At 50.7% G+C, this 13,235-nt stretch carries 9 protein-coding genes; 7 read left to right on the top strand and 2 right to left on the bottom strand.

The genetic code is table 11. From position 1 onward, the window contains the following. The first annotated feature begins 149 nt into the window (after nt 1-149). Together glgB and glgA are read left to right on the top strand one after the other, a co-directional pair. A complete protein-coding gene (gene glgB, locus PGRAT_RS16385) occupies nt 150-2,069 on the top strand; it encodes a 1,4-alpha-glucan branching protein GlgB (protein WP_025708060.1) in 1,920 nt (639 codons plus the stop codon). Nucleotides 2,070-2,101: 32 nt separating this feature from the next. Continuing rightward, nucleotides 2,102-3,532 (top strand): glycogen synthase GlgA, encoded by a 1,431-nt coding sequence (glgA, locus tag PGRAT_RS16380; protein WP_025708061.1) that lies wholly within the window; start codon nt 2,102-2,104, stop codon nt 3,530-3,532. A gap of 452 nt (nt 3,533-3,984) precedes the next feature. Here glgA and PGRAT_RS16375 read toward each other — a convergent pair whose 3' ends face one another. Next, nucleotides 3,985-5,730: an alpha-glycosidase gene (locus PGRAT_RS16375; protein WP_025708062.1), complete on the bottom strand. Its 1,746-nt coding sequence runs from the start codon at nt 5,728-5,730 to the stop codon at nt 3,985-3,987. Nucleotides 5,731-6,102: 372 nt separating this feature from the next. On the opposite strand from PGRAT_RS16375, the gene PGRAT_RS16370 reads away from it, so the two are divergent. The 4 genes from PGRAT_RS16370 (at nt 6,103) to PGRAT_RS16355 (ending at nt 10,077) form a co-directional block, all read left to right on the top strand. Next, nucleotides 6,103-6,921, top strand: coding sequence for a transporter substrate-binding domain-containing protein (locus PGRAT_RS16370; protein WP_025708063.1), 819 nt, complete (start codon nt 6,103-6,105; stop codon nt 6,919-6,921). A gap of 144 nt (nt 6,922-7,065) precedes the next feature. Further along, a complete protein-coding gene (locus tag PGRAT_RS16365; protein ID WP_025708064.1) occupies nt 7,066-7,725 on the top strand; it encodes an amino acid ABC transporter permease in 660 nt (219 codons plus the stop codon). Beyond that, nucleotides 7,712-8,434: an amino acid ABC transporter ATP-binding protein gene (locus tag PGRAT_RS16360; RefSeq protein WP_025708065.1), complete on the top strand. Its 723-nt coding sequence runs from the start codon at nt 7,712-7,714 to the stop codon at nt 8,432-8,434. The genes PGRAT_RS16365 and PGRAT_RS16360 overlap by 14 nt, the downstream gene beginning before the upstream one ends. A 113-nt stretch (nt 8,435-8,547) precedes the next feature. After that, a complete protein-coding gene (locus PGRAT_RS16355) occupies nt 8,548-10,077 on the top strand; it encodes a Ppx/GppA phosphatase family protein (RefSeq protein WP_025708066.1) in 1,530 nt (509 codons plus the stop codon). Here the strand turns inward: PGRAT_RS16355 and ppk1 are convergent. After that, a complete protein-coding gene (gene ppk1, locus PGRAT_RS16350; protein WP_036706406.1) occupies nt 10,025-12,145 on the bottom strand; it encodes a polyphosphate kinase 1 in 2,121 nt (706 codons plus the stop codon). The two genes, PGRAT_RS16355 and ppk1, sit on opposite strands and share 53 nt — an antisense overlap. A gap of 369 nt (nt 12,146-12,514) precedes the next feature. Between ppk1 and PGRAT_RS16345 the strand changes: the two genes are divergently transcribed. Then, a complete protein-coding gene (locus tag PGRAT_RS16345; protein WP_238326892.1) occupies nt 12,515-13,183 on the top strand; it encodes a 3D domain-containing protein in 669 nt (222 codons plus the stop codon). Nucleotides 13,184-13,235 lie beyond the last annotated feature (52 nt).

The following is a 13,235-nucleotide window of genomic DNA, read 5'->3' as shown; positions in this document are numbered from 1 at the left end:
AGGTGAAATATACTGCCCTGCTTCTGCAAAAATTACATGAATTATTTTCTTTATTCTTCAGAACCCGAAAATCTGCCCAAAATCATTTTCAAAACCGCTACATTCGGGTAATGTTAAAGGTGCATCCTATATAAGAAGGTGGTGATGATTTGGCCGATACATCAACAACAGTTAACCTCCCGTCATCTGATGATATTTATCTGTTCCATGAGGGCACGAATTATCGCAGCTATACGATGCTGGGCGCGCACATTGCCGCTGAAGAAGGAATACCGGGCGTACGCTTTACCGTGTGGGCTCCTCATGCGACATATGTAGGACTGGCTGGTAATCATAACGGCTGGGATGGGACCAAAGACGTGGACTCGTTATATAAGATACCCGATTCAGGATTTTGGAGTCGTTTTTTTCCGGGAATGAAAGCGGGAACTTTTTACAAATACAGGATTGTGGGCCCAGACGGCTCAAACTTTCTTAAAGCTGACCCTTATGCTTTCCATGCAGAGGTGCGTCCGGCGACGGCTTCCATTGTTGCAGATCTGGACGGCTATGTGTGGGGGGATGCGGCTTGGCGGCGGAGGAGCAAGGCTCCATATAACGCGCCTTTGAACATTTATGAAATGCATTTTGGAACTTGGCGCCAAAAGGAAGATGGCGGATTATACACTTATCGGGAGATGAGTGAGCTGCTGATTCCCTACTTGGTGGAAATGAGCTATACCCATGTTGAGTTTATGCCGCTGGCCGAGCATCCCTACGATTTATCCTGGGGATATCAGGGCACAGGTTATTTTGCCGCAACCAGCCGCTTTGGGGAACCGCAGGATTTGATGTATCTGATCGACAAGCTGCATCAGGCTGGAATTGGCGTACTGCTGGATTGGGTACCGGCCCATTTTGCCAAAGATGCCCATGGTTTGAGAATGTTCGATGGCACGCCGCTGTTTGAATATGCTGACCCGATGCTGGCGGAGAAGCCGGGCTGGGGGACATTGTCTTTTGATTTCAGCAAGCCGGAAATTTCCTCATTTCTGATATCAAATGCGCTGTTTTGGTTCGAGATGTTCCATATCGACGGGATGCGTGTAGATGCGGTCACCAGTATGCTTAGACTGGACTTTGAGAAGAAGGGGCATGAATACCGCAGAAATGCCAACGGGGGACTGGAGAATCTGGAAGCCATCCAGTTTATCCAGCGTCTTAATAAGACGATTTTTCATTATTATCCCAAAGCGTTGATGATGGCAGAAGAGTCCAGTGCTTGGCCGGGAGTTACTGCGCCAGTGCATGAGGGAGGTCTGGGATTCAACTACAAATGGAACATGGGCTGGATGAATGACACATTAGGCTACATAGAACATGATTTTGGGGCTAGACCTTATCATCACAATTTGTTGACCTTTCCCATCTGCTATGCCTACTCGGAAAATTACACCCTCCCGCTGTCCCACGACGAGGTGGTGCACGGCAAGAAGTCGCTGCTGGACAAAATGCCCGGCACCTATGAGCAGAAATTCGCCGGACTCCGCCTGCTTCTGGGCTACCATATCAGCCATCCCGGCAAAAAGCTGCTGTTCATGGGAGGAGAGTTTGGCCAGTTTATCGAATGGAAGGATCAAGAACAGCTGGATTGGCTGCTGCTCGATTATGAAAGCCACCGCCGGATGCTGGCGTTCACTGCAGCGCTGAACAAGCTCTACGTGAATGAAAAAGCGCTGTGGGAGCTTGACCATGAGATGGAAGGGTACCAATGGATCAATGCCGATGACAGCGGCCAGAGCATCGTTTCCTATATCCGCAGGGGCAAAAGGCCTGTCGATACGCTGCTGATTATTATCAACTTCCAGCCGGTGGAGCGGCGGATGTACCGGATCGGAGTCCCGCGGCCGGGAACGTATGAAGAACTGTTCAGTTCCGAAAATACGGAATTCGGCGGCTCCGGTGTGCACAATGCCCCGATGAAGAGCAGCAAAAAAGAATGGCACAACCAGGTGAACAGCATTGAACTGACCATTCCTCCGCTAAGCTTCCTGGTGTTGAAAAAAGCAGGCCGCAAGGCGGTAAAATAGGCAGTCCATACACATAAGGGGGATTTCTAGAGATGAAGGTTTTATTTGCTGCAGCCGAAGCTCATCCGTTCGTCAAAACGGGAGGGCTGGCCGATGTCATTGGTGCTTTGCCCAAAGCGCTGAAAGGCGCGGGTGTGGATGTACGTGTGATTTTACCGAAGTACAGAGGAATTCCGGACAAATTTGTCTCGCAAATGGAGCATGTTGCAGCTCTGACTGTGCCGATCGGCTGGCGTAACCAATATTGCGGCATTGAACGGATGGTATATGATGGTATTCCCGTATACTTTATCGATAACGAATATTATTTTGGGCGGGATGGCATTTACGGCTACATGGACGATGGAGAGCGCTTTTCGTTTTTCAACCGGGCGGTGCTGGAGTGTCTGGAGACTCTTGATTTCCAGCCTGATGTGCTGCATTGCCATGACTGGCATGCCGCAGTGATTCCGATGCTGCTGCAGGCCCATTACCGGCATAATCCGTTTTACAGTGAAATCCGGACGGTGTTTACCATCCATAATCTACTGTATCAGGGAGTATTCCCGTACTCCGTGCTCGGTGAGCTGCTGGGTCTGGATGACAGCTATTTCCTGGGTGTAGAGTATTACGGCAATGTGAATTTCATGAAGGCGGGGATCGTCTACAGCGATCACATCACTACAGTAAGCCCGACCTATTCCGAAGAAATCCGTACAGCCTACTATGGCTATGGACTGGAAGGCCTGCTCTCCTCACGGGCGGACAGTCTGAGCGGGATTGTTAACGGTATAGACACTAAGATCTACAATCCGGCCAGCGATCCGCAGATTTATACCCGCTACCGCACCAATCTGGCCAAAAAAGCGGAGAATAAAATTGCTTTGCAGCAGGAGCTGGGTCTGCCGGTGGCTCCATACATTCCTCTGGTTGCAATGGTCACACGTCTCGTCGACTCCAAAGGACTGGACCTGCTAACCCGTGTGCTGGATGAGCTGCTCTATTATGATGATATTCAATTTGTCCTGCTGGGGACCGGCGATGAAGTCTATGAACGCTGGTTCCGTGAGGCACAGTGGCGTTATCCGAACAAGCTATCCTCACAGATTTTGTTCAGCGACGCGTTGTCCCGCAAAATCTATGCAGCAAGCGATCTGTTCCTCATGCCGTCCAAATTCGAGCCTTGCGGGATCGGCCAGCTCCTTGCCCTGCGTTACGGCAGTATTCCGGTCGTGCGGGAAACAGGAGGGCTGAATGATACGGTTCACGCCTACAATGAGGAAACCGGACAGGGGAATGGCTTCACCTTTAAGGATTATAACGCCCACGACATGATGTACACGCTCCGCCGGGCAGTATCGTTCTACCAGAAGCCGGAGCATTGGAAAAAAGTAACCAAAAACGCGTTTGCCGGTGATTACAGCTGGAATGTATCAGCACAGCAGTACATGGAGATCTACAACCGTGTCTTGGAACACGTATAAAACAGCATAGTGCAGGCAAAGAAAAAGGACGTTTAGCAGATCAGAAGATCTTGCTGAACGTCCTTTGTGCAAATGAGGACAACTTGGAAGTCTGAAATGATTCCACCTAGCGCCTGCGCACCGGCTTCTTAGCAAGCATTAGGTGGAAAAAAGGGAGCTTATCTCACCCTAAAATCAAGAATTGTGAGATTTAAGTGGAAAGAAAGGAAACTTAATTGGGCCACTTTCCCTCGCCAGGAACAAAATGAGCTGAATTAGCTACCCTTTTTCCACTTAACCTGCGGAGGAGAGGGCGCTGGGGCCAATTAGTCGCCTTTATTCCATTTATAGTTACGGAAGGGCTCATGGAGAGGCATTCTCCAGGTAACATTAGATAAGCTGAACCTAGATTTTCTACTTGCTGAAACGGAAGCTGTATTTTGTTGAGGTAGCCGAAGCCGTTGCTGCTTGTTTTAACCCAAGTGCCGGCTGAGAATCCGGTACCCGTACGGGTCGAGTGAGATATGCATCATCCCTGCTTCCGGTGCTACCGGCTCTCCGGTCAAGGCATCCTGCCAATCATCTGTTTCCATCGGATGGCTGAGGATGCGGGGCACCGGCGAATTATTCATCCACACAGTAAAATGAATCACATCATCCGCACGCTCATAGACGATGCACGGGTCATTCTCACATGCCTGCAGGATACGGAAGCGGCCTTCGCGCAGCGCTTTGTTATGTTTGCGCAGGGCAATCATCATCCGATAGAAATCATACAGCTCGCGGTCCTGGCTTGCTTCATTCCATTCCATACACTTGCGGCAATCCGGATCTTCATGGCCTGAAAGACCAATTTCATCACCATAATAAATACAAGGAGTCCCCATAAAAGTAAAAAGAAAAACAACGGCCAGCTTGAGCCTCCGTTTGTCTTCACCTACGACCGTCAACAGCCGCGGGGTATCATGGCTGCCCAGCAAATTGAAGACCACTTCATTGGTCTGCTGCGGATAACGCATAAGGAGGGCGCCGATCCGGTGTCCGAAGGTAATGCCGTCCATCCCCCCGTTGAAAAATTCCAATACGGTCCCGGAAAAGGGATAATTCATCACGGAATCGAATTGGTCGCCCAGCAGCCAGGTTAAGGAGTCACTCCATACTTCACCCACAATATAGGCTTCGGGGTTGGCCGCTTTGACTACTTTGCGGAAATCCCGCCAGAAATGATGATCCACTTCATTGGCCACGTCGAGCCGCCAACCGTCCACCTTGATTTCCTTGATCCAGTATTCTGCCACCTCCAGCAGATAGGTTTTCACTTCATGATTGGCGGTGTTGAACTTCGGCATATTGCCAAAAAAACCGAAGGTGTCATACGTAGGAATACCGTCGACAATTTCGGCCGGGAAGGAGTTTATATGGAACCAGTCTTTATAGACGGAGTACTCCCCCTTCTCCAGAACATCCTGAAATGGCGGAAACTTGTCGCTGCAATGATTGAACACGGCGTCCAGCATGACGCGGATTCCCCGGAAGTGGCATTCCTCGACAACGGTTTTGAGCAGCTCATTATCACCAAAATGAGGAGCGACCCTTTTATAATCCATGATATCGTACTTATGATTGGAAGGGGAAACGAACAGTGGGGTAAAATAAACGGCGTTAATCCCGAGTTCCTGCAGATCGTCCAAATGGTCCAGCACGCCTTGCAGATCTCCGCCAAAAAAGTTATCCAGCTTCGGCGTTCCGCCCCATGGCTCCGTCCCCTCCGGGTCATTCGAAGGATCACCGTTGGCGAACCGCTCCGTCATGATCTGGTAGAACACCGCATCCTTGGCCCAGTTCGGCACCTGGAACAAATCGATTTGGTGTATATAGGGGAACTCATAGTAGTGGTTCGGGGGGGCCGGGTATTCCGTCCGGATTCCGTTATCAAGCAGATATACACTTTCATTGCCTTTGCTCACACGGAAGGTGTAGCTTAGGCGTTTATATTTGGGCCGGACCGCTGCTTCCCAGTAATCAAACATGTCGTCCGAGGCCGCTTTATCCATCATGATATCGTATGAGGTGTCTTGCCAATTGTATTTATCCCCGGTGAGCGCGACTACACAGTCCACATCATCCCGTTTGGTGCGAACACGCAGATGTATAGTCTTTGCATCGTAGGCATAAGCCCATTTGTCACGGGGGACATGGTACATAGCTTCCAAAAGCATGATTGCACCTCCTAAAAGTTGTGTGATGAATAAATGCTTCAAAAAGCTTCCTGAACAACTCAGTCATAACTCCCGCTTCGAAGGCATAGGCTTAAGCTTTGTGGGACTTTTAGCATATTAATACCACCCATAATGAGCGCATGAACCATTTCTGTTATTTTGGGATCAATTGGAGATAGTACATAGTATATACTTCTTTCAAAGGGTTGTGCAAAATGAAGCGGCAAAGCAGTCTCGCAGCGGCGCGAGCTTCTTCCGCAATTTTACAGTCTTTGTCACAAATTTGTCTTTGCATATTCATACGTGTTGATTTATAATAAATCGGTCAATGGCACAACTAGAGAATTTGAAGAGAATAGGGGAGATATACAGATGAACAAATGGGGTAAACTTTCATTAGGGATGCTGCTCGTAGCTGGCCTTATGACCGGGTGTGGTAATAATAACAAAGAAAATAACGCAGCTACCGGCAGCAGTGCGAATACGAATAGCAGTACTGCGTCTAAGACGCTTACACTGGGAACCAGCGCCGATTTTCCTCCATATGAATTCCACAAAGTGGTGGACGGCAAGGATACCATCGTGGGCTTTGACATCGAGATCGCCAAGCAAATCGCTGCGGATATGGGAGCCGAGCTGAAGATCAAGGATCTGGCTTTCGATTCCCTGCTGAATGAGCTCTCAAGCGGCAGAGTCGATATTGTGATTTCGGGCCTGAGTCCAACACCGGAACGGGCAAAAGCGGTAGGGCTGTCTGATATTTACTACAAAGCCGAACAAGCGGTTGTTGTGCGTGAAGCCGACAAAGATAAGTTTGCGACAATGGATTCCCTGAAGGGCATGAAGCTGGGCGTGCAGACCGGATCGATTCAGGAAGACATCGCCAAGGGGATTGAAGGCGCGCAACTGACTTCACTGGGCAAAATTTCCGAAATCGTGCTGCAGCTGCAATCGAACCGTGTAGATGCCTCGATCATGGAAGGTCCGGTAGCCAAATCCTTCGTAAAGAACGTCAAGGGACTGGCCATCACTGATGCCAAACCTGAGGTGGAGGATGATGGTTATGTGATCGGTGTGAAGAAGGGCAACGACGAATTGCTGGCTCAGGTGAACAAGACCCTGACCCGTCTGAACTCCGAAGGCAAAATCGATGAGTATGTTGCGGCTGCAAGCGAGCTGGCAGAGAAATAATTCTTCATGCGCTTGAAGTGATCTCAAGCAGTTTAACCCCTGCAGCCGCTGCTGCAGGGAAGGTATAAAATAGTTGGGAATGATCTGAAAATGGCGGTGTTCCGCTGTTTTCTATTTTTTTGCAGACAGGAGGTTATGCCAAAAATGAATGTATTCGATATCGCTTATGAGTACCGCAATTTTTTTCTTTCCGGTTTGAAGTACACATTGCTGTTGGCTGTGCTGGGGGTATTCTTCGGTTTTGTGCTGGGGATCATAGTTTCTCTGCTTCGGATGTCCAAATGGTGGATTCTGCGTTTTATCGCAACGGCTTGGGTAGAATTCCTGCGCGGCACACCTATGCTGGTGCAGCTGTTCTTAATCCATTACGGGCTGCCGGAGTTTGGCCTGGAATTTTCGCCGATCCAATCCGGGGCCATCACACTGACCATTAACAGCTCCGCCTATCTGGCTGAGATCTTCCGTGCCGGCATCCAAGGGGTGGACCGTGGACAGGTGGAAGCGGCGCGTTCGCTCGGCATGCGGCAGGGGATGACGATGCGTTATATTGTTCTTCCCCAAGCGATCAAAAACGTGCTTCCCGCCATCGGCAATGAGTTCATTACGATCATCAAAGAATCTTCGATCGTCTCCATGATCGGGGTGGCAGATCTGCTCTTCGAGGCAAGATCCGTAACAACTATAACCTATGAGGGATTGAATCCCTTAATTGTGATCGCTGTGATGTACTTTGTCCTTACATTCACCTTGTCGAAGATCTTGGGCATATTGGAAAGGAGGCTGAATACGGATGATCGCCGTTAACAACCTGCACAAAAGTTTTGGGAAACTGGACATTCTGAAGGGGATTGATCTGCAGATTCACAAAGGGGAAGTTGTCGTTGTCATCGGCCCCAGCGGCTCCGGCAAAAGCACCTTCCTGCGCTGCCTCAATCTGCTGGAGCAGCCTACAGGCGGCGAAATCACCTTCGAAGGGGAGTCCATTACGGGCAAGAAGCATGATATCAACGTGACCCGGGAAAAAATGGGTATGGTTTTCCAGCAGTTCAATCTGTTCCCGCACAAAACCGTGCTGCAGAATATTATGCTGGCTCCGCTGAAAGTGAAAAAGCAGCAGGCATCCGAAGCGGAAAAAATCGCGCTTGAGCTGCTGCAGACCGTCGGTCTTGCAGACAAACGCGATGCTTATCCGGCCCAGCTCTCCGGCGGACAGAAGCAGCGGATTGCCATTGCGCGGGCGCTTGCCATGCAGCCGCATGTGATGCTGTTCGACGAGCCCACTTCAGCGCTTGACCCGGAAATGGTCGGTGAGGTTCTGGAGGTCATGAAGAAGCTGGCGGAAGACGGCATGACGATGGTCATTGTTACCCATGAAATGGGCTTTGCCCGCGAAGTGGGCGACCGCATTCTGTTCATGGACGGCGGCGTTATCGTGGAGGAAGGCAATCCTTCACAGGTGTTCGGCAATCCGAAGCATGCGCGGACCAAGGATTTTTTAAGCAAAGTCCTATAGAACAGCCCTTTTACGGCCCCGGACCTATCCGGCGGCCGTTTTGCTTTTGCCTGGGGAGAAATGGGTGATATAGTATATAGATGGCCAATCAACTTAAAAAGGAGTACATACAGATGAGAGATGATCTTTGCCGGATTGGCATCATTGATATTGGTTCCAACTCCATTCGCCTTGTGATCTATGATACGACGCCGGAAGGAGGCTACAAAATCATCAAGGAGTGCAAATACTCTGCTCGTCTGAGTGAGAAGATTACCAAGGACGGCAGGCTGGAGCGGAAGGACATGGATACGATTGTGCCTGTCCTGCATCAGTTCAAGGAGATTTGCAGCGAATTTGAGGTCGACAACATCCGAGCCGGCGCCACTGCTGCTATACGCAACGCGGCGAATTCAACGGAGATCGTCTCCTACCTATCGGAGGCATCGGAGATCCATATTGAGGTAATCAGCGGCCACCAGGAAGCCTACTTTGGATTTTTGGGCGTCATCAACGCCTTTGATGTCCAGGACGGCTTTGTTATTGATATTGGGGGCGGAAGCACGGAGATCACATTGTTCCGGGGACGGCGCTACCAGCAGAGTATCTCTTTCCCGTTCGGTGCGGTAAATACGAATCTGATGTTCAGCCACCATGGCAATTGGAACAGTGATCAGGTGCGCAAGCTCCAGGCCTATGTGACCGGGAGGCTGGTGGAGCATGATTGGCTGAACAGCGGGCCGGGATTGCCGCTCTTTGGGCTTGGCGGAACACTGCGCTCCCTCGGGAAGCTGGACCAGAAGACGCGGGATTATTCACTGCAGAATTCACACGGCTACACTCTTTTCAGTGAGACTATAGATAAATTTATGGAGACGCTGCCTTCCATTCCGTATGAGAAACGCAAAGATTTGGACGGGCTCTCCAAGAGCCGGGGGGATATCATCGTCTCCGGGCTGATTATATTTCACACGGTGTACCGGTATATCGGCGCCAGCCGGGCCGTAATCAGCGGAGAAGGCCTGCGGGAAGGCATGCTGCATGACCTGCTCGATCCCGGACAGCCTGTGCGCGACAGTGCCCTGGCATTCAGTCTGAACACGATTATCCGCTTTGATATCCGCACCTCGAAGCGGCATCTGGACCACATCTACAAGCTGGCGCTGAGCCTTTTTGAGGCATTTGATACCGAGGGGGACCGGGACGAGCAGCGTATGCTGATCTATGTGTCAATCATGCTGCACCGGACCGGCTCCAATATCAATTATTATCAATCCAAACGGCATACGCGGTACTGGCTCATGAATTCCCCGATCCGCGGGCTTACACACCGCCAGCTGATTCTGGGCGCTTTAATTGCCTCTTACAGCACGAAAAGCCGGAAGCAGAAATTGTCCCAGACACACAAGGACATTTTGCTGGCTTCCGACGAGGAATGGATTCATAAGCTCGGTACTCTGGTACAACTGAGCATTGCTCTGGACAGTACCGAGATTGGCATTGTAAGCGGGCTGGAAGCCCGCCTGCACGGGAATACGCTTGATCTGGAGCTGCAGGGCGCAGGTGAGCTCCTTATTGGGCTGGAGGACATCGAGAACGCCCTCAAAGCGTTCAGGAATGTTTGGGGGCTGAAGGTAAAGCTCGGCTTCCCTTCCAACGCGTAACCTCCATAGCAGCGAACTGGCTCCGGAAAGGGGCCTTTTTGTCGTCTGCGCGTTCGTAATATCCGTTTGGCTGCAGAAAGCTCGATTTCACATTATCCTTAAGGGTGAGATCAAGTATTTTCACAATCTGCTTGCGGATTACAGGGTCCTTTACCGGGCACATCAGTTCAATGCGCCGCGTCAGATTGCGCGTCATCCAATCGGCGCTGGACAGGTAGACCTCAGGATCGCCGCCATTCTCAAAATAATAGATCCGGGAATGCTCAAGAAAACGGTCTACAATGCTGCGTACAGTAATCCGCTCACTAAGGCCTTCTATCCCCGGCCGCAGGCAGCAGACCCCGCGCACAATCAGATCAATAGGCACTCCCGCCTGGGCGGCGCTGTACAGATTGTCAATGACCTCCTGGTTCGACAGAGAGTTCATTTTGGCGATGATCCGGGATGGACGCCCGGCAGCGGCATGCTCGGCTTCGCGCAGAATCAGCTTTTGCAGCGAAAGGCTCATGTTGGTTGGGGCCACAACGAAGGCATTCCAGTCATAATTGGCCGAATAGCCTGTCATCTGGTTGAACAGCTCAGAAGCATCCAGGCCAATCTCGTTGTTCGCTGTGAACAGACTGAGGTCCGTGTAGGCTTTGGCCGTGCTGTCGTTATAGTTGCCTGTTCCCACATGCACATAGCGGCGCAGTTCAAGCCCTTCCTGGCGGACAATAAGCGTGATCTTCGCATGGGTCTTCAGGCCAACCAGGCCGTACACGACATGGCAGCCGGACTGCTCCAGCTTGCGCGCCCAGGCGATATTGCGCTCTTCGTCGAAGCGGGCCTTCAGCTCGACAACTACGGTGACCTGTTTGCCGGATTCGGCGGCGAGTGCGAGGGCACTGATTAGCGGAGAATTTCCGCTGACACGGTACAGCGTCATTTTTATCGCCATGACCTGCTCGTCTTCAGAGGCCTGTGTGATGAAGTCGGTCATCGCATCAAAGGATTCATAAGGATGGTACACCAGCACATCGCGTTCGCGCAGCACCTCGAAGAAATCCTCATTCTCATCAAACTCCGCAGGATAGAGCGGTTCAATCGGCGCATCATGCAGGTAGCTGAAGCCCTTCAGGCTGCCGGCGAAGCCGCGCAGGAAACCAAGATCCAGCGGCCCGTCAATCTCAAAGACAAAATCCTCAAGCTCGAATTCAGCCTGCAGCTGCTCCAGCGCATAGGGGTGAATTCCCTTTTGGACCTCCAGACGGGCAGGGACGCCCCGCCGCCGTTTGCGCAGCTCTTTTTCAATTTCCTCAAGCAGGTCCTCCGCACCTTCCTCGTCAATCGTCAGGTCGGAGTTGCGGGTTAAGCGGAATTCACTTACGGCAACGGGATCGTAGCCGCTGAACAGAGTCTGGATATGATGGCGGATAACATCTTCTATAAAAACAAACTGCCGTTTTTTGCTGTTGGAACGGTGGGGAAGGGGAATGCATCTCGGCAGATTGGATGGAATCTGCAGAATCGCAAAATAAGGCTCTTCCTCCTGGCTGTCCTTGCGTGTCAGCACGACGGCAAGATAGATGAACTGGCTGTGCACCAGCGGAAAGGGACGGCTCTGATCGACCGCCATGGGTGTCAGGACAGGGAATATAATGTCCCGGTAATACTGTTCAATGGACAGTTCCTGTGCCGGTGTCAGGTCCTCATAATTCACGAACACGATGCCTTCCTTGTGCAGACTGCGGGAGATGTCGCGGAATGTCCGGTATTGATCGGCAATAATTTTGCTGACCCGCTTGATGAGGCGTTTATAAAGACCGGAGGGGGTATAGCCGGTAAAATCCTTTTTCGTATAGCCGGCCCGGATCTGATCCTGAATCCCTGCCACGCGTACACTGATGAATTCATCCAGATTGCTGGACACAATCGCCAGGAATTTGGCCCGCTCCATCAGCGGATTGTCCGGGTCCTGCGCCTCCTGGAGAACGCGGCGGTTAAATTCGATCCAGCTTAAATCACGGTTCAGATAAGCGGTTGCCGGACTGGTATGGTTATTCTTTTTTTCTTCTTCGTTCACGTTCATGGACCCTCCAAGTGCTTCAATGTCTTTGTGTTCTTCTATCATTCTACTATTTGCTAAAGGGAGAAATGTTAAATCTGTGTAAAATCTGCGGGGAATTTGTACTCGATTTTTTCAAAATGATGAATTATTGAAAATATTCATTAAAAATATGTAAACTATTGTTCGTTTGGTAACGCTTCAAAATGCCATTTCTGTCAGTTTGGTAACAATTTCATAGGCATTGGTTACAAAATTGTGATATATTCATAACTGTTAGTTTTACAAAACAACACATCAGGGCAAATACAAGGTACATACGTCCGGAGTTACTGTGAAGCAGGAAGAGCGGGACACCCCCATCGGACTGCGCTAATAATGAAGGAGGATATTATGAAAATCAAATTTAGAGCGGTTGCAGCACTCGCTGCAGCGCTAGGAATCAGCACATGGGTGCAGGCAGCACCTGTACAGGCAGACAGCGTACATATCGCAGGAAAAGCTACTACCTATTATACCTTATCCAATCATTATGGCATAAGCATGGATAAGATTATGAACGCCAATCCCAATATTGCAGCCAATAATATTTATCCGGGCCTGAAGCTGGCTATTCCGGGCATTGTAAAGACACAGGCCGTAGCTGCTGCCGAACCCGCAGCCAAGGAATCCGGGGAAGCCTCCCTTTTAAGTGTAGAACCGCAGACCAACACCGTTCAGGCTTGGGGTAAGGAATACAGCTATGACAAAGTGCTTCAGGTCAAAGCATCGGCGTATTCTTCCGCACTCAGCGAGAACGGCAAATGGGGAGCAGTGGACTATTTTGGCAACCCGCTGAAGCTGGGCACCATTGCAGTCGATCCCAGTGTGATACCGCTTGGCACGAAGGTGCTGGTAACCGGCTATTCCCATCCGGGTTTGCCCAAGCAGGCGTTTATCGCTACAGCAGCCGACATGGGCAGCGCGATTAAGGGAAACCGCATTGACATCTTTATCCCCGGCAGCCAAAGCTATGTTGCGGACTTTGGTTTCCAATATGTGCAGCTGTACATGATCGAATAGGCTCTAGACCGAAAAGGAAACGAAGCATGCCGGAGCCCGGCAGTCTCCGTTT

Source organism: Paenibacillus graminis, from assembly GCF_000758705.1.
In the GTDB taxonomy this organism is placed as follows: domain Bacteria; phylum Bacillota; class Bacilli; order Paenibacillales; family Paenibacillaceae; genus Paenibacillus_AQ; species Paenibacillus_AQ graminis.
This window is presented reverse-complemented; position numbering and strand designations above follow the sequence as displayed.